This window comes from Microcoleus sp. N9_B4 (assembly GCF_036701635.1).
GTDB lineage: Bacteria > Cyanobacteriota > Cyanobacteriia > Cyanobacteriales > Microcoleaceae > Microcoleus.
The window spans coordinates 159035-178637 of record NZ_JAUBRC010000005.1 but is presented as its reverse complement, the minus strand read 5'-3'; the positions used below and the strand labels follow the sequence as shown (position 1 = coordinate 178637).

Sequence of the window (19603 nt, the reverse complement as noted above, 5' to 3'; positions counted from 1 at the left end):
ACCTCAAAAATAAAATGTATACACTGTGATCACAACTAACTCAGTATCAGTCTCGGCAACAATCGGTATTACTTTCTTGAGAGAATAGAATTTATCCTGCCAATCATTATTATACTGAAAAGTAGCTTGATATTTGTACCTACCATTTTTAGCAAGTTGTCGATTACCTGTCATAATGGTATCAATAATTTCGGCTTCATTGGTACCTCTTTCAATCGCTTGTTCCTGGGCATGATTAGTTAATCTAATAGGTTTCACTCTTTCTTGTCCAATAAATGAAAATTTTAAATTCCTAATTTACATGGATATTTACAGTTTCCATGCTCTTAAAAAACTCAGTCCATAAACTAACTTTAGTCCAACGCGGATGGTTGTGCAAGAGCTAGTTCATGAGCGATGCTTGCAGGAGAGGATACCAAATCCTGATTTAATAACCTCTTATTCTTCAGTCCGCGTCGGCAGACTTCGTTTGTTTAGTAGCGGTTTCAACCGCCGAAGCCTAAAGCAAATGACTAACAACTCCCCAAAAAAACTAAAGCCCTTTTCCGTTGTTGCGGGAAAAGAGCTTTAATTTATTATTAACCTGGCACTGAGCTATTTTACCGGGCAGTGACCCGCCGAGTATCTTCGCCATAGCAACGTTTAACAACCGAGTTCGGGATGGATCGGAGTGGTTCCATTACATCATAAGCACCAGGAAAGCTTTGAAAACTTTTAATCCTGTGTCTGCGTTTAGCTTAATCTTAAGCTTGATGCGCTGCATCTCTTTCGCTCGACTTAATTACCTTATCAAGTTTTCCCTAGTCTGTCAACCCCTTTGTCAAAACTTTTTTTCGATCGCCCGAAACCGCCCCCAATAGCCGAGTTTGACGTATTATTTGCCAGTGTTGCCGATCGACCTTTAACTCACAAATCCAAAAACGCCGCCTCGACACCCTGTTCTCTGCGAATCTTCCCGTCCTTCACAAACCACGCCACAACCTGCTTAACTGTTAATTGCTCGATCGCGCTTTCAGATTCTGTCGCAATTTGCCTCAAAGGCCGCAAAGACGCAATTACCAAATTCGTAAAAAAGTTTTCAAAACTAGCATCAAGTTCGATCGACCCTTTAATACTCTCATCATTCTTAATCCAATCCATCACCTGCCCATTAGTCACCTCAGCCATCGGCAAACCCGTCTCCCCAGCAATTTGCTTGAGCACCCTCAAAGCATAAATTGCCAGCCGCGCCGAAAACTTTTCCTTCGACGACAGCAGCGCCATATCAACTTCCGCGCACTCTTCCGGCTTTAAAAAATCTGCTAGCGGTTCCATAGTAATTAGTTACTTGTTATTTGTTATTGGTTATTGGTAATCGGTAAAAGCAAAAAACACCCATCCGTGTATCCGTGTCAAAATCCGTGTCGTGCTGTTGGTAATTGGTAAAAGCAAAAAACACCCATCCGTGTATCCGTGTCAAAATCCGTGTCGTGCTGTCGGTAATTGGTAAAAGCAAAAAACACCCATCCGTGTATCCGTGTCAAAATTCGTGTCGTGCTGTTGGTAATCGGTAAAAGCAAAAAACACCCATCCGTGTATCCGTGTCAAAATCCGTGTCGTGCTGTTGGTAATCGGTAAAAGCAAAAAACACCCATCCGTGTATCCGTGTCAAAATCCGTGTAGTGCTGTCGGTAATTGGTAATTAGTAAAAATACCCATCCGTGTATCCGTGTCAAAATCCGTGTAATACCTTCCCTCATCCTTCTTCCTTCTTCCTTCTTCCTTCTTCCTTCCTTCTTGCAATCAAATAACCGCAGCGGTGTTCCCCATTAATAATCCAGTGAGTCCGCTCCACAGTACAGTCCGGCAACACCCCCGCAAACATTTCCAACTCATTGCCACACACACTCGGAAAAGTTTCAGCAACATTAGAAATCGCGCAGTTGTGTTCCATCAACACAAATCGATCGCCCAAACCAGCGCGATCGCAGATCCCAACCTCTACAGATTCTACAGGATAACACTCAGCCATATAACCTTCAGCCCTGCGGAGTTCCATTAGCTTAGTCACCCGCTCTTCCAGCGAACCCGCACCCACCAGCCGCCGATACTCCGTCGCCTTGCGCTGCCACTGTTTTCGCAAGATAGTAATCACTTGCTCGCGGCCGACAGTTTCCGCCAACGTATCCAGGAAAGAGACTGCAAAATCACCGTAACGATTCGGGAATCGATCGCGCCCCTGACTGGTAAGCTCATAAATGTGCTGAGGACGCCCCATACCAGCCTGAACCGACTGATACTGAATCAGCCCCTCCGCTTCCAAATCCTTCAAGTGACGGCGAATCGCCTGCGGGCTGATATCCAAAGACTCCGCCAACTCAAGAGCCGTCCCCTGCCCCCCCTTGAGCAAATATTGCAGGATGTCTTGTTTCGTGGAAGTCTGCTGAGTAGTCTCCATCATCTTCACAAAAAATTATTAATTTGACTTTGACAATATCACTATTGTTAATGTAGCTTAAAATATAGTAAAGCAACAAAATTGTTGTTTTACTTCCCAGAGCAGTCCAGCAGAACTCGCTCAAGCCCAGACAGGCATTGCCCCGTCTGCCATCCAGAGAGCATTATCTAGAACACTGAACACGCAAAATAATGAGTTCTACCACAGTCAAAACCTTAGTCAACCAGCCCTACAAATACGGTTTCGTCACCGACATCGAGTCAGACACCATCCCCCGCGGCTTGAGCGAAGATGTAGTCCGCCTGATTTCCGCCAAGAAAAACGAACCGGAATTCATGCTGCAATTCCGCCTCAAAGCATACCGGAAGTGGCTGACAATGACCGAGCCCACCTGGCCCCACGTCAACTATCCCGCGATCGACTACCAACAAATTATCTACTATTCCGCCCCCAAACAAAAACCCAAAAAGCTCAACAGTTTGGACGAAGTAGACCCGACACTGCTAGAAACCTTCGAGAAACTCGGCATTCCCCTATCCGAACAAAAACGGCTCGGAAATGTTGCCGTCGATGCCGTTTTCGACAGCGTTTCAATTGCCACAACATTTAGAGAAAAGTTAGCCAAAGATGGCGTTATTTTCTGTTCCATCTCAGAAGCAGTCAAAGATTATCCCGAACTAATAGAAAAATATCTCGGCAGCGTCGTACCAGTCGGCGATAACTTTTTCGCAGCCCTCAACTCCGCCGTATTCAGCGACGGTTCCTTTGTTTACATTCCCAAAGGCGTCAAATGCCCAATGGAATTGTCAACCTATTTCCGCATCAACAACGGAGATTCCGGCCAGTTCGAGCGCACCCTAATTGTTGCAGAAGAAAACAGTTCTGTGTCTTACCTAGAAGGCTGCACCGCCCCCATGTTTGACACCAATCAACTGCACGCCGCCGTCGTGGAATTGATAACAATGGACAATGCCGATATCAAATACTCCACAGTGCAAAACTGGTACGCTGGCGACGCCAACGGCAAAGGCGGCATTTACAACTTCGTGACGAAACGGGGTTTGTGTCAGGGAGTCAATTCTAAGATTTCTTGGACACAAGTAGAAACCGGTTCCGCGATTACTTGGAAATATCCCAGTTGCGTGTTAGTCGGCGACAACTCGGTGGGCGAATTCTACTCGGTAGCGCTGACAAATAACAAGCAGCAAGCTGACACCGGCACCAAAATGATCCACGTCGGTAAAAACACTCGCAGCACGATTATTTCTAAGGGCATTTCTGCGGGAAATTCATCCAACAGCTATCGCGGCTTGGTGAAAATGGGGCCGAATGCTAAAGGCTCTCGCAATTACTCTCAGTGCGATTCCATGCTGATTGGCGACAACGCTCAAGCGAATACTTTCCCTTATATTCAAGTGCAGAACCACACTGCTAAAGTGGAACACGAAGCTTCTACTTCTAAAATTGGGGAAGAGCAATTGTTCTTCTTCGCACAGCGGGGAATTTCCGCAGAAAATGCTATTTCGATGATGATTAGCGGTTTCTGTAAAGATGTTTTCAATCAGTTACCGATGGAATTTGCGGCGGAAGCTGATAAGCTGTTGAGTCTGAAACTCGAAGGAAGTGTCGGATAATTTTTGTGGGCGAGAAACCCTTCCCGGCCGAGTCCATCGGCGACAACTTAAGATTGCAACCCATAATAAATGTCGCTTTTATTCGAGTCTAGATCCCCCTAAATCCCCCTTAAGACGGGGGACTTTGAGAATACTTCTTGTGTCCCCCCTTCCTTATTAAGGGGGACTTTAAGAACACTCTTGTCCCCCCCTTATTAAGGGGGGTTAGGGGGGATCGAGACTTCGATACAAACAAGAGAGACGGTAGGTTTAACTTTAAGTGGTCAGCAATAGGCAGAGCCTAAAAACGAGAAGAACGAGAGAAAAACTGTAAAGTGCATTGAGGAAAAGGACAAAAATAGATGATTGTAGAAAATAGTCAAGTGGTGCTATCCGTCCGCGATTTAACTGCGAATGTGGAAGATACCCAAATCCTTAAGGGTTTGAATCTGGAAATTAAATCGGGTGAAATTCACGCGATTATGGGCCCCAACGGTTCGGGGAAAAGCACTTTATCCAAGATATTAGCCGGCCATCCTGCTTATACGGTAACGGGCGGAGAAGTTACTTTTTTGGGTCAAAATTTGCTGGAATTAGCGCCGGAAGAACGTTCTTTGGCGGGCGTATTTCTGGCTTTCCAATATCCTTTAGAAATTCCCGGCGTTAGCAATCTGGATTTCTTGCGCGTGGCTTACAATGCTCACCGCAAACATCGCGGCTTGGAAGAATTGGATGCTTTTGACTTCCAAGATTTAATCGAGGAAAAGCTGGATATTGTCAAGATGAATGATTCTTTTTTAGGCCGCAGCGTAAATGAGGGTTTTTCCGGCGGCGAGAAAAAGCGGAATGAAATTTTGCAAATGGCGCTGTTGGAACCGAAATTAGCTATTTTGGATGAGACTGATTCGGGTTTGGATATCGATGCTCTCAAGATTGTCGCCGGCGGTGTGAATCAGTTGTCAACTGCTGAAAATTCGATGTTGGTGATTACTCACTATCAGCGGTTGCTGAATTACATTATTCCTGATTTTATTCACGTCATGGAAGCGGGTAGAATTATCTTGACTGGCCCGAAAGAGTTGGCGCTGGAATTGGAAGAGCGCGGTTATGACTGGGTGGTGGAAGAGGAAGCAGCAGGAGTAGGCGCGCGATGATGAATACGCAAGTTGCTAGTAGGGAAATGTTTTTGACTGATTTGGTGAATCAGTGCGGTAATTTGGAGGCTGCTAATAGCAAAAGTTCTGCTTACGGGTTGCAGGATTTGCGGGATTCGGCGACTGAATACGTGCTTGCTTCGAGTTTTCCGACGGTGAGGGATGAAGAATGGCGCTTTACTGATTTGTCGCCGGTGTTGCAAATTCCTTTTCATATACCGCAGAGCAATCAGTCAAAAGTTAAGCTGGCTGATATCATTATGCCAGTGAAAAATCGGGATGATTTACCATTAAGATTGGTATTTGTCAACGGTTTTTATGCGCCGGATTTGTCAACGGTGGAGTCGTCGGTTTTTCCGAATTTGCCGTTAGCGGAGCCCTCGAAGAGGCTCGACTTTTACGCAGGTAATCTATCTAATGTGCCCGAAAAATATCAAGGGCGGATAGCCGATGTTTTGAGCAAGCACAGACAGCAAACTGAGGTGTTTACCGCGCTGAATACTGCGGGTTTGGCGGATTCTGCGGTGGTGTTCGTGCCGGCCAATATGTCGATCGACCTTCCGATTCACTTGCTGTTCCTGACAGCGCCCGGTGCATCTCCCACGATGTCCCAGCCGCACTGCTTGGTCATAGCTGAGCCTGGAAGCAATGTGACGCTGGTTGAGGATTATGCAACTATCGGGAATGTCGCTGCATTTACGAATGCTGTAACGGATGTTGTTGTCGGCGAAAACGCCACTGTGAATCACGTTCGGCTGCAGCGGGAAGGTGGAGAGGTTGTTCATATCGGCAAAAGTGCGATCGAGCAATCTCGCAATAGCCGTTATACTTGTCATGCTATCAGCTTGGGAGCCAAAATATCGCGGCACAATTTAGAAGTTTTTCAGCGCGGCGAAGCCACTGAAACAACTTTAAATGGTTTAACCGTAGCCTTTGGCGAACAGTTATCAGACACTCACAGTTTAATCGATTTCAATCACCCCCACGGTACAAGCCGCCAACTGCACAAGTGCATTATCGGTAACAAAGCTCGCGCTGTATTTAACGGCAAAGTTTTCGTTCGCAAAGCCGCACAATTGACAGATGCCGGACAGTTAAGCCGGAATTTGTTGCTGTCGCCAAGAGCTCGCATAGACACTAAACCGCAGTTGGAAATTGTCGCCGACAACGTTAAATGTTCCCACGGTGCAACTGTCAGCCAATTAGAAGATGATGAACTTTTCTACTTGCAAAGTCGCGGTTTGGATTTAGAAAGAAGTCGCTATTTGCTAATCGATGCTTTCGCGGCGGAAATGCTCAATCAATTACCGATTCTTGGGGTGGCGAAAATGCTTTCTACCTGTGTGGCTATCCAAGGATAACTCATAAAGATGAGGACACAGAGGACACAGCAGTGCTGTGTCCCTACAACATCTTGCACCATTTTTAACAGCCTGTAGGGGCGGGTTTCACGAATAATAATTGCCTAAAACCAACAATGTCGTAAACCCGCCCCCACCCAACGACAAATCACTAACTTCAAAAAATATGACACTTATTCAAGAAAAAACACTTGCCTCAAAAGTTCGCGGCGACTTCCCAATTTTGAATGAAAAAGTTAACGGTAAACCGCTAGTTTATTTAGACAATGCAGCTACTTCTCAAAAACCCCTAGCCGTGCTCAACGCTTGGCGCGACTACTACGAGAAATATAATGCAAACGTGCACCGCGGCGCTCACACTCTCAGCGCCAAAGCGACTGATGCTTACGAAGGTGCGAGAGACAAAGTTGCTGCCTTTGTAAATGCGGCATCGCGGCAAGAAATTGTTTACACTCGCAACGCCACCGAAGCGATTAATTTGGTTGCTTATTCTTGGGGCTTGAGCAATCTGCAAGCCGGAGATGAAATTATCCTGTCTGTGATGGAACACCACAGCAATCTCGTTCCCTGGCAAATGATTGCTCAAAGAACCGGTGCGGTGCTGAAGTTTGTGGAGTTAACGGAAACTAACGAGTTTGATGTGGAACAGTTTAAAACGCTGATTTCCCATAAAACTAAATTGGTGTCAACCGTTCACGTTTCTAATACTTTGGGCTGCATTAGTCCTGTCAAAGAAATCTGCAAAATTGCCCACAGTTTCGGCGCAAGAGTTTTAATTGATGCTTGCCAAAGCGTGCCGCACATGATAGTAGATGTGCAAGCAATTGATTGCGATTGGCTGGTTGCTTCCGGTCACAAAATGTGCGCTCCGACTGGCATCGGTTTTCTGTACGGTAAGCTGGATTTGCTGAGAGAAATGCCTCCGTTTTTCGGCGGCGGCGAGATGATTGCTGACGTGTTTTTAGAATATTCAACTTATGCCGATTTGCCGCACAAATTTGAGGCCGGCACCCCTGCAATCGGCGAGGCGATCGCCCTTGGTGCAGCAATCGATTATCTTAGTAACATTGGCATGGATAAGATTCACGCTTGCGAAGCAGAATTGACTGCTTATCTGTTCCAACAATTGCGGCAAATTCCAGAAATCAAAATTTACGGGCCACAACCAGACAGCAACGGCGAAGGTAGAGCTGCGTTAGCAGCATTTACAGCCGGAGAAATTCACCCTCAAGACTTGTCTACCATGTTAGACCAAGAGGGAGTTGCGATTCGTTCCGGGCATCACTGCACGCAAGCTTTGCACCGCTATTTGAATATTTCATCTACTGCCAGAGCAAGTTTGTATTTTTACAATACTCGCGAGGAGATTGATGTGTTTGTGAAAGCGTTGAAAGAGACGATAGACTTTTTTGCTGGGATGATGGGATAATTTGGTGGGTGAGGGTGCGCGGATAGAAATTTAGAAGCGATCGCCCTTTTTTTGACCGCAGATGAAGGCAGATGAACACGGATGAACGCGGATGAAGAAGAGAGCGATCGCACCCCCAAATCCCAAAACCAGAACGCAATCTGGTAAAATGGGGCTGTCACCCCAAAGGAAAGGCAAAAATACAAAGTGTGTTTGATGAACTAGGTGCATATAGACAAAGCCTAGGTTTACCACCGGCTGGCAGCGAAACCGATAAATCAACCATAGCTAAACTAGAAATAGCGGGTCAAAGTTTTTTTGGCATCAACTCTGGCAGCAACCCCAATCGTCGGCAAATAACCTTTAATGTCAATCCTATCACCAAAACCCACGCTGAAGCCGATGCTTTTCAACAAGCAGCCGACGCGGGAATTAGAGGAGGTAAAGCACGTTTGATTTGCGATCGCGAACTTTGTGCCGCCTGCGGCTTAAGAGGTGGAGTAAACTCTATGGCTTGGCAGTTAAATATAGAAGAATTAGAAATTATTACTCCCAGTGGAAGTAAAACAATAACCGTTAAACCCCCAAATACAAGGAGGCGATAATGTTTGTATTAAACCTATCAGCAGAAAATTGGGTTGGCAACCAGGATGAAGGTGACTTAATAGAAAGTCCTACTTGGAGTCAAATAGAACAAGCCATCCGCGAGTTAAATGGGAAAACTAAAACTTTAGTTACCTTGGGTGCAGATGACGAGTGTTATATGAGCATTGGTGGCGGTGAATCCGGCAAATATATTGTTAACGTAACTTTTGATAACGTTAGCTTCCATAATTTAGTAGATCCATCAAAACCAGATGCAATAGAAAAGCTAGTTATCGGCGGACAAGAAGGTAATTATTCCGCCCGGATGTGTGTAAATTTAGAGACGGCACTGTTGACAGCTCAAACATTTACAGTATCAGGAGAACTGGAAATATCACTGTCTTGGGAAGAAGAGAAAGAATTAGTAATGCTGTCATCAAATAAGATTTAACACAACCTAAGTGAAGTGCGATCGCCCTTTCATCCATCCGCGTTCATCAGCGTCTATCCGCCTACATCTGCGGTTCAAAAAAAGAACCCCCTTTTTGATAGTATCTTGGCTTGTGATAAAATAAAACTAGAGTTTTCTCAGCTAAAGGAGATTTTGAGATGATTGCTACTACTTCAAGTTTAGCCGAACAGAGAACACTGCTAGAAAACATTAGCTGGCAGACCTTTGAAACGTTGCTCAAAGAAATAGGCGATAAGCGAGGTTATCGCATAGCTTACGATGAAGGGAAACTGGAAATTATGGCGCCACTATTTGAACATGAGAACTACAAGAGCAATTTCGGTAATTTCATCCTTGCTTTAGCAGAAGAACTTGACATTGAAATTAAAAGTGCTGGCTCAACTACTCTCAAACTCAAAAATGCCAAAAAAGGCATAGAACCAGATAACTGTTATTATATCCAAAATGAAGCAGCAGTTAGAGGCAGGCAAGAACTAGATTTAGAAACTACCCCACCGCCCGACTTAGCAATTGAAATAGATATTACCAGCAGTTCAGTTGATAAGTTTGCCATTTACTCCGCACTTCGCGTCCCGGAACTCTGGCTATATAACGGGCGAGTTTTGAAATTTTATCAGTTGGTAGAAACTGAATATATTGAGCGCGACTTTAGTATTGCTTTTCCCTTTGTATCAGCAGCGGAAATGGCTGGGTTTTTCACTCGCACTCAAACGATGGGGGAAATTGCTTTGCTGAAATCCTTTAGAAGTTGGGTTAAAGGGAAAATATAATATTCTCTAGCAAGGTGCCTAGTGTGCACCCTGCATAATTAGGTGCTGCGCCCAAGACTATTAAAACTCCCTAATCTCAGGATGAACAAACTGATAACCAGCCACCTTAATCTTTAGATTCGACACCCTAGCATTATAAGGCCGCACGCTAGGACTTCCATCCCAAGAAACTTTAGGCAAATTATTAGCTTCAAAAATGCGATCGAGCAATTCACCACTAGATAGTGCCACATCCCCAACTAAATTGTAAAATTGAGGTAGTCAACCCACAGGAGAGGCCAAAATACAAAGGCTTGGCAGTTAAATATAGAAGAACTAGAAATTATTACTCCCAGTGGAAGTAAGACAATAACCATTAAACCGCCAAATAGAAGGAAGCAATAATGTTTGTGTTAAACCTATCAGCAGAAAATTGGGTTGGCGACTAGGATGAAGGTGATTTAAGAGAAAGTCCTACTTGGAGTCAAATAGAACAAGCCATTCGCGAGTTAAATGGGAAAAGTAAAACTTTAGTTACCTTGGGTGCAGATGACGAGTGTTATATGAGCATTGGTGGCGGCGAATCCGGCAAATATATTGTTAAGATAACTTTGGATAACCTTAGCTTCCATAATTTAGTAGATCCATCAAAACCAGATGCAATAGAAAAGCTAGTTATCGGCGGACAAGAAGGTAATTATTCCGCCAGGATGTGTGTAAATTTAGAGACAGCCTGTTGGCAGCTCAAACATTTATAGTATCAGGAAAACTAGAAATTTCACTGTCTTGGGAAGAAGAGAAAGCATTACTAATGCTGTAATAAAACAATATTTCACTGTCTTGGGAAGAAGAGAAAGCATTACTAATGCTGTAATAAAACAATATTTACCACAACCTAAGTGAAGTGCGATCGCCCTTTATTTATTAGATGTATTGTGGGACAGGCGTCCCACCTGTGATTCATCAGTGAGAAGAAAGTGGCAGGAATTACGCAAAAACTCTATCCCTACTGTTGCACTCCCTGCCTCAAATGTACAGATAGTGTAAAGTTTCAATTTTTGTGTAAATCCTGAAGCTATTTTTTTGTAGTATATTTATTTAGAGGTCATTTAACTTACAGAGATTCACCATGAAGCCTTCAAAACAGGAATCAGTACCATCCAGCTTCTTTGATGAAACCTACCGCCAAAGTTCAGATCCTTGGCGATACACGTCTAGCTTTTATGAAACCAGTAAATTCAGAACAACGATCAGATCCTTGCCAAAAGTCCGATTCAAAAATGCTTTTGAAATCGGATGTGCGATCGGTGTACTGACCCAGAAACTAGCCAAAAAGTGTGACAGACTGCTTTCAGTAGATTATTCAGAGGTAGGATTAGAGGAAGCGCGGAAACGCTGCGCCGATCTCCCACAGGTGCGGTTTGAGCAGATGCAGATACCCCAGCAGTTCCCAACTGAGAAGTTCGATTTAATTTTATTCTCAGAAGTGGGCTATTATTTGACAATGCCAGACCTCCTGACAACCAAGCAAAAAATTATTGACCAGTTACTTCCAGGAGGTTATCTCTTGATGGTTCACTTTCGGTATCCAGTGGAAAGTTTCATCCTGAATGGTGACATAGTTCACGATACCTTTATCCAAGAGTCTGCACAGTTTTTGAAACATTTGGGCGATCCGCGCAAACAAAATTTCGGGATAGATATAGTAGGTCATCACAAACGCTATCGGATGGATTTGTTTCAGCGGTTGTAAATGATACCAGCCGATAAATTTCCAGAGAGTGCATCTACAATTAGCGGTCAATCGCTCTTTCTTCATCAGCGTCTATCCGCCTACATCTGCGGTCAAAAAAAGATTAGCCCAACTAAAACTCCCTAATCTCAGGATGGATAAATTGATAACCAGCCGCCTTAATCTTTAGATTCGACACCCTAGCATTATAAGGCCGCACGCTAGGACTTCCATCCCAAGAAACTTTAGGCAAATTATTAGCTTCAAAAATGCGATCGAGCAATTCACCACTGGATAGCGACACATCCCCGACTAAATTATAAATTCCCTGCAATCGATTTTCCAAAGCAAAAGTTAACCCCCCAACAACATCATCCCGATGCACCCAATTAGTAGCATCTTCCCCCCTACCAGGACGAGTGCTCCCAGCCCAACGTCCAAAAATTTTAACTAATTCTCGCCCCGGCCCATAAATTCCTCCCAAACGGAGAATGCAGACGTGAAGATTGGGATTCGATGCTGCTAATAAAATCCGTTCGGTTTCTGCGAGAATTTCACCGTTTGGATTAGCCGGTGCGACGGGTGATTCTTCGTTTACCAATTCACCTTGGCGATCGCCATACACAGAATAAGTACCCGTATAAATTACCTGCTTGACAGTCGGTATCTGCTGTAAAACCGATACCAAAGTAGTCGCCGTATCTAAATAACTTTCCTGATAAGTATCAGAATTTGGAGCACCTACGCACAGCATAACAGCATCTTGTTCTTGCAGTACAGCCGTCATTGCCTCTTTGTCATTTCCTTTGAGCACGGCTACCCGCTGCGCGATACCCTCCAACTCAACTACTCGGGTCGCCGTCGTAGTTGTCGCCGTCACGGTACAATCAGATTTGCCTCGTAAATGTTTGGCTGTCGCAGTACCCACATAGCCGCAGCCGACGATCGCAACCTTCATAAAAAATTCTCCATTGTGTCATCCTCTCTAAAATTATTGCCGGTTTCTGAAATCATGGCGCGCTGAGTTTTGTGGTAAAATGCAAAGCATCGTTATCAATCGGAGTAGCATCGTGTCCGAGAGAGATATTTTTGCCACATCCTCAGAAAGCGAGCTTTTAGCTTTTTATGGTTCTTTGTTTGCGATCGCAGCCGCCGATGGTTCCGTTGATATTGACGAACTAGACTTGTTGTTTAAAACCATAAATTTAGACAAATTTTCTGACTCTGCAAAGACTCAAATCCAATCCTACACAGCCAGTCCCCCATCACTCAGCGATTGTTTGCAAACACTCACTAAGTCAGAAGAACCGCTGCGTTTGGGAGTCATGTATTTTTTAATTAACATTGCTGGGGCCAATAAGACGCTGCATCCCGCAGAAAGCGAGGCGATCCAATCCGCAAAAAAACTGCTGGCGGTTTCCGACTTGCAAATCCAAGCCATGCAGGAATTCATCGCAGACATGAAACAAATACGGGAGGCCGCCCCTAATAAAAATCAGGCATCAGCCTCCTTCAATTCTGCTGTTTCCCAGCTTAAAACTAAGGGCATCCCTCTCGATTTGATCGACCGGAAAGGAACAACCACAAACCTCAGCAACCCCAAAATTAACTATTCAGATGAAAGTTTTTGGACTAAACTTAAAAACTTTGCTTTAACCGCAGGAAGAGAAGTAGTTGAAAAAGCTTTGATTCTCTACTATACGGCTCAGAACCCAAACGTGCCTGCTTGGGCCAAAGGAGTTGTAGTTGGAGCTTTGACCTATTTTATATCTCCTGTCGATGCTATTCCCGATGTATTAGTCGGCATCGGATTTACAGACGATTTGGGAGTATTGCTGGCTGCAATAGCTACTGTTTCAGTATACATTAATGCTGATACTAAAGAACAAGCAAAACAAAAAATGAAAGATTGGTTTGGCAAATAATATTATGTCCGATCGAGAGTTTTGTTTCCGTTTGCATGGGCATAATATAATCTGAATAATATAGCAGTTGTCAATCGGATAAAATACAAGACACGGCAGTGCCGTGTCCCTACCCAATATCTGTAATTTACTCAACTGAAAACTTGATTATTGTGGATTCTCAGTCTTTAATCGGCTTGCCATCTCGATTGACAATACGGCTTTCACCATCCTTAGCCGTGACATTTTCATAAACCCCTTCATCCCGCTTCACGTACTTGCTAAAACCCGAACTTTTATAATCGGTGTCGGATGTCGGCTTCATCAACCTCGGAGCGCTCAGCAGTCGGCGTACCGGAGCATCTGCAGGAGTCTCCCCGGGTTCGCGCTTCGCCAACTCGCACAGTTGGCCCCAAGTCGAAACTTCCAGGTTCATGCTGTGCCAAACTTCTAACTGCTGGTTGTTTTCGGGACACAAATAATCGTATACAGGCATACTAAGAATCTCGTTTGCAACTACTAAAATTACTAATTGCACGGTTATTGAGAATATTATAGCTCAACATTACTAATAATTCAAGCCCGAAAATCAAACTTTACTATTTTTAACGGTTGTTGAAACCTTAAATCAGCTATATTATTAACCCTGTGTGCTTGTTCCCGGATGCGATCGAGACAAAGCCCAAAAGTACGCTACCCTGAAATCCTCTGACTCGATCGCACGATCGCACGATCGACGGCTAGCAAATGCCCGCAAGACTTCCCTCAATGCCGTCAAAGGATTGATCATCATTTTCAGACTGTACGCAAATCACAGATTCTAAGTTTCAATTTTATTTATTTACTCACCAGCGAGGATTTACCGATGAGCGATTTCAAAGTTACGCCAGAAGTAGAGCTGAACACAGCTCAAATGTTGGAGCGATATCAACTGCAAGATGAGACAACTCTGCGGCGTTGGGCCAAACTGCACGGCATCAACAGCACTCGCGGTTTATTCTATCCCAGTGAAGTAGATTTGATGGATCACGCTCACCACCATCTCTACAATTTGGGAATGAGCATTGCTGAGTACCAAAGTCTTTTAGACCGACGCCGCACCAATTCCCAGACACCGGGCGACCAAAATAAAACAGTAGCAAGTCAAGTTGCTGACGAAGCATACGATGCTATAGAAACGCTGACCGATCAGTATGCTGAAGCTATTGATTTAATGGGAGAACGTATAGCAGACCATTTCATCGATGAACTCGATTTATCTGTGATGCGGCACCTTTCTAAAAAAGTGCAAGACCGGCGCACTCTCAACGGTCAAACCAAAAAGCCTAACCGTTTTCTCCAAGTGATTAAAGCCGTGTTGCAACCGAGCAGCGAAAATACGCTTCTGGTTCCCAAAAAAGAAGATGACTCTAGTTTAGAATTAGAACAGCATCATCGGCTCGGCTAGTCGCCGATTTTTTTGAAAGACTAATAGACTTTTTCTCAAATTTACTGGTCAAATTTACTGGTCAAATTTACTGAAAAGCCCACCTGAACCCTCCCCTTGTCAAGGGGAGGGAGCAAGAGTCACATTTTTTATATTATGAAGGGGAACTGAAAATAATAAATTAAGGTTTCCCAGAAGTCTAAATAACTTTTAAACTGATGTTGGGTTTCCTGACTGGGATCAACCTAATATAACTGGGGACAGATTGCGCGATCGCCAAAATTCGAGATAATATCTGCTGAATCGAACCCGTCAACCTCGCCCAAGGTAAAAAAATGATTAAATCCTGGATGGTAATTGGAGGCGTCGCCTTTGTAGTAGCACTAGCTGCTAACATAATCGCGCCCAGCGACATCCAATGGTTCAACCGATTGCAGCGTCCGAGATGGCTAGTAATTGAAAAAGCAATTCCGTTAATTTGGACAGTAATTTTTATTTGTGCAGCTTGGTCAGCAGTGATTGTGTGGGAAAAAGAACCAGGAACTCAGGAGACTTGGCTGAGAATGGGTTTGTACCTGCTTTTAGAAATAGTAACTATGTCTTATACCTCGGTTATGTGCAAAGTTAGGAGCCTAAAAGTAGGCACAATAATCGGCGGAACGGGCGCTATTTTAAGCGTAATGCTAGCTTTAAGTGTGTTGCAAGTTTCCGAGCCAGCCGCCCTGTTATTGCTGCCTTACATACTTTGGAGTCCGATCGGCACTTACACCACTTGGGCAATGATGCACCTAAATCCGGCGGATGTTTAATTGATCTAAAATTACAGGTAATTGGTAATTGATCATTGGGAAAAAGGTAATTGCTAAGATGTACCTCACCCAATAGAAAACTGCTAGAGCAAGCCTCGTATCAATTGTGAAGTCTTTCTCTTGTCTCTCTTCTCTTCCTTTTCTTCCTACCCTTCGGGAACGGCTTCGCCGAACGCGCCCTTTGCGTCTTCGCGGTTCGTTAAATAGAGATTCTCTGAGTTTTATCGCGTGGTGGGGGTGGCTTTATTTAATTTGTTGGCAATGTGAGGATTATTCGTAAACCCACCCCTACAAGTTGATTGAGAATGATGGTTGATTTGAGTTAAAACTCAAATCAAGCACTAATTCTCAGACTTTAAACCCCCCGCCCAATGTCGGGCAAGCTAGTTAAGCTAACGATTGCCAGAGCTGGTCGGAGGCTCAATTTCCGGCGGTTCAGGAGGGGGAGATTCAGCATCGGGAGGATTCAGCGACTCCTCCCAAACTTTGATTTGCGATCGAGCTTGCTCAAAAGCCCGAGTCCCCGAGGGAATTTTCTTCAAAGTTGCGATCGCCCCAGCCAGATCCGACGACGACTCTTCCACACCAAGCGCCAAAATCCGCTGGCTCCACTCATCAATCGCCTCACTCGCCTGCCACCGGAGCGAACTCGACTCGGGAACCTGACTTGCCAGCGCAATAGCCGTTTGCAAAGCGTCAGCAGTCCCGGCTCGGGCGGTCTGACGGGCGTTCTGCAAACCTTGCTCGCCCTGAAATTGAGCCTCCCAAGTCCGAATGTTCGATCGAGCTTCCTCATAAAGCACCCGTCCCGATCGAATCCGGCGCGCCATCTCAATTGCCCCTGCCAAATTGCCGCTCGCCGCTAGCTGCTGAGCTCTATCCAAAAACGGCTGGTCAACAAGCCGCTGTCTCCTCTCGATCCAAGCTTGAATTTTGGCTTGAGCTTCCACGTAAAGCGCCCTACCTCTACCGATCCGAGAAGCTTGAGCAACGGCGGCTTCCAGAGCATTCGGATCGCCCGTACTCGCCAAATCGTTCGCTCTTTGCAAATACGGACTGTCTTCCAGCAGCTCGATTTGACGGCTCAAGCGGCTAATTTGACTGCGAGCTTCCGAAGCGCGGGGATTTGATTGGGGGACTGTTTGCAATTGCGCGATGGCAGCCCTCAAATCATTTACCCCACCCGGCGCAGCCAGGCTGCTTGCCAAATCCAAAACTTTCACATCAGCCATTTCTTGTTGCCAGCGGCCGACTAAATCTTGAGCTTGTTTGTATAAAGGGCGGCCCGAATTCAACTTTTGAGCAATCTCGATCGCCTTGGAGAAACCCTCAACAGAGCCAGTCAAAGCCTGAGAAGTAGCATTCGCCAACTCATTAAAATCCTGTACTTGTTCCCTTAAATTTGCCGACTCTGGAATCTTGTTAGCGATCGCGATCGCCTCCTGCCAATCCCCTGCCTGCAATCGTTTTTGGGCGATATCCAGAATTTTCTTGCTAAATTCGGCGATCGCCTTATTGGCTGCTTGATACAAATAACTGTTTTGATCAATTCCCTGAGCCAGCTTAATCCCCGTCACCAGATTGTCGAGACCTCCCTCGGAGGCTGTATTCCGGGCTTTTAGCAACTTATTGCCCTCCGCCCGAGTCGTCTGAATTAGCTTAGTCAATTCCTCGTACTTAGCCGATTCCCAGAAAGTATTTCCCAAATCCAAAAGCAGAGTAGCTTGGCTGAAAGCCAGCGGCCACTCTTCCTGACGCAAGTGGTCTTCCGCCGTGCGGTAAATTTTCTCTGCATCGCTCCATATCGACTGCCACTTTTCAATCTGCTTTTCCATCTTCGGGTAAGCCGGAACGTTTTGAGGAACCTTACGAGCGAGCGCAATCGCCTCATCCAGCTTTCCTTCTTGGAAACTAGCATTTCCCAGCCTAATAATATCCTCCGACCACCGATCGATTTGAGTGTTAATTCTCGGCCGCAGCGGATGGTCTTGTGGCAAAGCATTCACTAATTCGATCGCCCTGAGCAAATCATCCGCCGTCCGCTTGCTTGCTGCTTCTTGAGCACAAAAAAAGCGATCGTTAGCAGAAGCCGTCGGCCAAAAAATCTTTGAGCAATTCGACTGCGAGGTCAGGTTGAGTAAAGACGCAATTGCCACAAACCCCATACCCACCGATAGCATCAAACTCAGCGCCAGCCAAAACTGCCACTTATTCGACCAGTTCCGCCAAAACGGATTGTGTTCCCCCGGCAGCTGCGAGTTTTCCCCAGACAAATTCGGCGGTAGTTCCAGATGCCCTCCCGGCAGTTTTCCCGAAGTAACCAACTCTCGGAGCTCTTTAAGTCGTTCAGCCCGGTTTTTCCTTGCTGGTAAGCGCACCAGCGACGAAGTATCCTTTGTTGACTCCAAGGATTCTGATGCAGACCAACGGCCTGGTATTTTGCGATCTTGACTCATATCCTCACCACAAACAGCAACCAGCCTGTCTTAATTATTTCAAAACAGCTATCGCTGCTATTGACTGCTCTATAGAATGTATTCATCACTTTTAAATACTCCTGCAGGCGAAAGACTACAAGAGTCGATCGCCAAACCGCCAAAATCAAAATTTTGTGATTAGGTAATTGATAATGCGTAATTGGCAATTGGTCAAGGCCGTCATCCCTAACTCGCACTCAATAGAGCCAATTACACATTATCGTCTCAAGAACCGGAGTTTGATCGCAAATCGCCGATCAGTTCCGCAAGTTGGTCGCTATTAGCTTGGTAAACCTCGTTGCAGAAATGGCACGTAGCCTCAGCCCCCCCATCTTTTTCAATCATGTCTTGGAGTTCGGCTTCGCCCAACATTTTCAAAGCTCCCAAAACTCGATCGAACGAACAGCCACAGTCAAAGCGCACCATCTGAGTTTCCGGGAAAATTTCCAGGCCCATATCTCCCAGTAACTCTTCGAGAATCTGGTGCAGCGTTTTGCCCGATCGCAGCAGCGGCGTAAAGCCCGATAATTGAGCAACTCTAGATTCTAAAGTTTGCACCAATTTTTCGTCTGTTGCCGCCTTCGGCAGAACCTGCAACAGCACACCCCCAGACGCTTCTACCCCGCCCGCCCCCACAAACACCCCCAAAACCAGAGCCGAAGGCGTTTGCTCCGAGGTTGCCAAATAATGAGTCAGATCGTCGCCAATTTCGCCGGAAACCAATTCTACCGTACTTGAATAAGGGAAGCCATATCCAACGTCCCGCACCACGTACAAATAACCGTCACCTATTGCCCCGCCGACATCGAGTTTGCCTTTAGCATTGGGCGGCAATTCCACTTCGGGATTGTCCACATAACCTCGAACTGTTCCATCGAGTCCCGCATCAATCAGAAGCCCGCCCAGTGGCCCATCTCCTTTGATGCGAATGTTGACTCTCGATTCGGGTCGCTTCATGCTGGAGGCGAGTAACAGCCCCGCCGACATTGTGCGGCCGAGGGCGGCTGTAGCCACGTAGGAGAGCTTGTGCCGCTGTCTTGCTTCTTCGGTGAGGCGGGTGGAAATGACGCCTACAGCGCGAATTCCGCCCTCTGCGGCTGTAGCGCGAATTAATTGATCGGCCATGAAAAACCTTACTTTGTCTTTTGATACCTTCTTGAACTATTTTATAAGTTCTTGAAGGTTGTGGCAGCAGAGAGCAGCAGTTGACTCGGCGGGCCTGGGAGTGCGATCGAACTTCCAGGCCCGCCTCTGTTTTCTTTTTTACCTTGATTAACCGACTATTTATTAACAAATATTCAACGAATTATTCAATTTAAATATTTAGGAAATATGCCACAAATAAGGATTGCATTTATTTTACAAAATCCAGCGTTTGCTCAGTCATTTTATATAGCGGCACTCAGGAAAATAAGGTACTATTCCAATGCCCTGTTTGGCTAATGCCCAATGCCCAAGAACACCTCATGTTACTGA

The 19603-nt window shown here is 45.4% G+C and carries 21 protein-coding genes and 1 rRNA gene; 12 read left to right on the top strand and 10 right to left on the bottom strand.

Annotation, left to right across the window (positions count from 1 at the left end; genetic code table 11):
• Positions 1–3: 3 nt before the first annotated feature.
• From QUA43_RS05335 to sufR, 4 genes are all read right to left on the bottom strand, one after another.
• Positions 4–258 carry a DUF4258 domain-containing protein gene (locus QUA43_RS05335; RefSeq protein ID WP_333371657.1) on the bottom strand — a complete coding sequence of 85 codons (255 nt, stop codon included), beginning with the start codon at positions 256–258 and terminating at the stop codon, positions 4–6.
• Between the two features lie 323 nt (positions 259–581).
• Positions 582–698: ribosomal RNA gene (gene rrf / locus QUA43_RS05330) — 5S ribosomal RNA — on the bottom strand.
• 208 nt (positions 699–906) lie between these two features.
• Positions 907–1314 (bottom strand): hypothetical protein, encoded by a 408-nt coding sequence (locus tag QUA43_RS05325; protein ID WP_333371655.1) that lies wholly within the window; start codon positions 1312–1314, stop codon positions 907–909.
• A 421-nt stretch (positions 1315–1735) separates the two neighbouring features.
• Entirely contained in the window at positions 1736–2440 is a 705-nt protein-coding gene (gene sufR / locus QUA43_RS05320; protein ID WP_333371653.1) for an iron-sulfur cluster biosynthesis transcriptional regulator SufR, read from the bottom strand.
• A 188-nt stretch (positions 2441–2628) separates the two neighbouring features.
• On the opposite strand from sufR, the gene sufB reads away from it, so the two are divergent.
• The 7 genes from sufB to QUA43_RS05285 all read left to right on the top strand — a co-directional run bounded on the left by sufB (position 2629) and on the right by QUA43_RS05285 (position 9800).
• Complete coding sequence (gene sufB / locus QUA43_RS05315; RefSeq protein ID WP_333371651.1) at positions 2629–4071, top strand: Fe-S cluster assembly protein SufB; 1443 nt, start codon at positions 2629–2631, stop codon at positions 4069–4071.
• 341 nt (positions 4072–4412) lie between these two features.
• Complete coding sequence (gene sufC / locus QUA43_RS05310; RefSeq protein WP_333322357.1) at positions 4413–5204, top strand: Fe-S cluster assembly ATPase SufC; 792 nt, start codon at positions 4413–4415, stop codon at positions 5202–5204.
• The gene (sufD, locus tag QUA43_RS05305) at positions 5201–6565 is read left to right on the top strand and encodes a Fe-S cluster assembly protein SufD (RefSeq protein WP_333371649.1); all 1365 of its coding nucleotides are present in this window, start codon (positions 5201–5203) and stop codon (positions 6563–6565) included. The genes sufC and sufD overlap by 4 nt, the downstream gene beginning before the upstream one ends.
• A 166-nt stretch (positions 6566–6731) precedes the next feature.
• Positions 6732–7994 carry a SufS family cysteine desulfurase gene (locus QUA43_RS05300; protein WP_333371647.1) on the top strand — a complete coding sequence of 421 codons (1263 nt, stop codon included), beginning with the start codon at positions 6732–6734 and terminating at the stop codon, positions 7992–7994.
• A 188-nt stretch (positions 7995–8182) separates the two neighbouring features.
• A complete protein-coding gene (locus QUA43_RS05295; protein WP_333371645.1) occupies positions 8183–8578 on the top strand; it encodes a deaminase in 396 nt (131 codons plus the stop codon).
• Positions 8578–9009 carry an Imm1 family immunity protein gene (locus QUA43_RS05290; protein WP_333371643.1) on the top strand — a complete coding sequence of 144 codons (432 nt, stop codon included), beginning with the start codon at positions 8578–8580 and terminating at the stop codon, positions 9007–9009. Before QUA43_RS05295 ends, QUA43_RS05290 begins: the two co-directional genes overlap by 1 nt.
• Positions 9010–9167: 158 nt before the next feature.
• Positions 9168–9800: a Uma2 family endonuclease gene (locus tag QUA43_RS05285; protein ID WP_333371641.1), complete on the top strand. Its 633-nt coding sequence runs from the start codon at positions 9168–9170 to the stop codon at positions 9798–9800.
• A gap of 60 nt (positions 9801–9860) precedes the next feature.
• Here QUA43_RS05285 and QUA43_RS05280 read toward each other — a convergent pair whose 3' ends face one another.
• Positions 9861–10031, bottom strand: coding sequence for a hypothetical protein (locus QUA43_RS05280; protein WP_333371639.1), 171 nt, complete (start codon positions 10029–10031; stop codon positions 9861–9863).
• 311 nt (positions 10032–10342) lie between these two features.
• On the opposite strand from QUA43_RS05280, the gene QUA43_RS05275 reads away from it, so the two are divergent.
• Positions 10343–10537: a hypothetical protein gene (locus QUA43_RS05275; protein WP_333371637.1), complete on the top strand. Its 195-nt coding sequence runs from the start codon at positions 10343–10345 to the stop codon at positions 10535–10537.
• 371 nt (positions 10538–10908) lie between these two features.
• Positions 10909–11532 carry an SAM-dependent methyltransferase gene (locus QUA43_RS05270; protein WP_333371635.1) on the top strand — a complete coding sequence of 208 codons (624 nt, stop codon included), beginning with the start codon at positions 10909–10911 and terminating at the stop codon, positions 11530–11532.
• Positions 11533–11644: 112 nt separating this feature from the next.
• On the opposite strand, the gene QUA43_RS05265 is transcribed toward QUA43_RS05270, so the two are convergent.
• Positions 11645–12469, bottom strand: a complete 825-nt coding sequence (locus tag QUA43_RS05265; RefSeq protein ID WP_333371633.1) for an NAD-dependent epimerase/dehydratase family protein — start codon at positions 12467–12469, stop codon at positions 11645–11647.
• 79 nt (positions 12470–12548) lie between these two features.
• Between QUA43_RS05265 and QUA43_RS05260 the strand changes: the two genes are divergently transcribed.
• Positions 12549–13436: a DUF1232 domain-containing protein gene (locus QUA43_RS05260; protein ID WP_333371631.1), complete on the top strand. Its 888-nt coding sequence runs from the start codon at positions 12549–12551 to the stop codon at positions 13434–13436.
• A gap of 160 nt (positions 13437–13596) precedes the next feature.
• On the opposite strand, the gene QUA43_RS05255 is transcribed toward QUA43_RS05260, so the two are convergent.
• Positions 13597–13911 carry a zinc ribbon domain-containing protein gene (locus QUA43_RS05255; RefSeq protein WP_333371630.1) on the bottom strand — a complete coding sequence of 105 codons (315 nt, stop codon included), beginning with the start codon at positions 13909–13911 and terminating at the stop codon, positions 13597–13599.
• Positions 13912–14055: 144 nt separating this feature from the next.
• On the bottom strand, positions 14056–14208 hold the full coding sequence (locus QUA43_RS05250; RefSeq protein WP_333371628.1) for a hypothetical protein: 153 nt from the start codon (positions 14206–14208) through the stop codon (positions 14056–14058).
• Positions 14209–14280: 72 nt separating this feature from the next.
• Here QUA43_RS05250 and QUA43_RS05245 point away from each other — a divergent pair, with 72 nt between their 5' ends.
• The gene (locus tag QUA43_RS05245; RefSeq protein ID WP_333371626.1) at positions 14281–14862 is read left to right on the top strand and encodes a hypothetical protein; all 582 of its coding nucleotides are present in this window, start codon (positions 14281–14283) and stop codon (positions 14860–14862) included.
• A 314-nt stretch (positions 14863–15176) separates the two neighbouring features.
• A complete protein-coding gene (locus QUA43_RS05240) occupies positions 15177–15650 on the top strand; it encodes a TspO/MBR family protein (protein ID WP_333371624.1) in 474 nt (157 codons plus the stop codon).
• 392 nt (positions 15651–16042) lie between these two features.
• Here QUA43_RS05240 and QUA43_RS05235 read toward each other — a convergent pair whose 3' ends face one another.
• Together QUA43_RS05235 and hslO are read right to left on the bottom strand one after the other, a co-directional pair.
• Positions 16043–18106, bottom strand: coding sequence for a hypothetical protein (locus tag QUA43_RS05235; protein ID WP_333371622.1), 2064 nt, complete (start codon positions 18104–18106; stop codon positions 16043–16045).
• 246 nt (positions 18107–18352) lie between these two features.
• A complete protein-coding gene (hslO, locus tag QUA43_RS05230) occupies positions 18353–19252 on the bottom strand; it encodes an Hsp33 family molecular chaperone HslO (protein WP_333371621.1) in 900 nt (299 codons plus the stop codon).
• Between the last annotated feature and the right edge of the window lie 351 nt (positions 19253–19603).

What these genes read in the sequence shown, in the direction of transcription:
- QUA43_RS05325 (WP_333371655.1), bottom strand. Translation starts at nt 1,314, where the DNA reads ATGGAACCGCTAGCAGATTTTTTAAAGCCGGAAGAGTGCGCGGAAGTT.
- sufR (WP_333371653.1), bottom strand. Translation starts at nt 2,440, where the DNA reads ATGATGGAGACTACTCAGCAGACTTCCACGAAACAAGACATCCTGCAA.
- sufB (WP_333371651.1), top strand. Translation starts at nt 2,629, where the DNA reads ATGAGTTCTACCACAGTCAAAACCTTAGTCAACCAGCCCTACAAATAC.
- sufC (WP_333322357.1), top strand. Translation starts at nt 4,413, where the DNA reads ATGATTGTAGAAAATAGTCAAGTGGTGCTATCCGTCCGCGATTTAACT.
- sufD (WP_333371649.1), top strand. Translation starts at nt 5,201, where the DNA reads ATGATGAATACGCAAGTTGCTAGTAGGGAAATGTTTTTGACTGATTTG.
- QUA43_RS05300 (WP_333371647.1), top strand. Translation starts at nt 6,732, where the DNA reads ATGACACTTATTCAAGAAAAAACACTTGCCTCAAAAGTTCGCGGCGAC.
- QUA43_RS05290 (WP_333371643.1), top strand. Translation starts at nt 8,578, where the DNA reads ATGTTTGTATTAAACCTATCAGCAGAAAATTGGGTTGGCAACCAGGAT.
- QUA43_RS05285 (WP_333371641.1), top strand. Translation starts at nt 9,168, where the DNA reads ATGATTGCTACTACTTCAAGTTTAGCCGAACAGAGAACACTGCTAGAA.
- QUA43_RS05275 (WP_333371637.1), top strand. Translation starts at nt 10,343, where the DNA reads ATGAGCATTGGTGGCGGCGAATCCGGCAAATATATTGTTAAGATAACT.
- QUA43_RS05270 (WP_333371635.1), top strand. Translation starts at nt 10,909, where the DNA reads ATGAAGCCTTCAAAACAGGAATCAGTACCATCCAGCTTCTTTGATGAA.
- QUA43_RS05265 (WP_333371633.1), bottom strand. Translation starts at nt 12,469, where the DNA reads ATGAAGGTTGCGATCGTCGGCTGCGGCTATGTGGGTACTGCGACAGCC.
- QUA43_RS05260 (WP_333371631.1), top strand. Translation starts at nt 12,549, where the DNA reads ATGCAAAGCATCGTTATCAATCGGAGTAGCATCGTGTCCGAGAGAGAT.
- QUA43_RS05255 (WP_333371630.1), bottom strand. Translation starts at nt 13,911, where the DNA reads ATGCCTGTATACGATTATTTGTGTCCCGAAAACAACCAGCAGTTAGAA.
- QUA43_RS05250 (WP_333371628.1), bottom strand. Translation starts at nt 14,208, where the DNA reads ATGATGATCAATCCTTTGACGGCATTGAGGGAAGTCTTGCGGGCATTT.
- QUA43_RS05245 (WP_333371626.1), top strand. Translation starts at nt 14,281, where the DNA reads ATGAGCGATTTCAAAGTTACGCCAGAAGTAGAGCTGAACACAGCTCAA.
- QUA43_RS05240 (WP_333371624.1), top strand. Translation starts at nt 15,177, where the DNA reads ATGATTAAATCCTGGATGGTAATTGGAGGCGTCGCCTTTGTAGTAGCA.
- QUA43_RS05235 (WP_333371622.1), bottom strand. Translation starts at nt 18,106, where the DNA reads ATGAGTCAAGATCGCAAAATACCAGGCCGTTGGTCTGCATCAGAATCC.
- hslO (WP_333371621.1), bottom strand. Translation starts at nt 19,252, where the DNA reads ATGGCCGATCAATTAATTCGCGCTACAGCCGCAGAGGGCGGAATTCGC.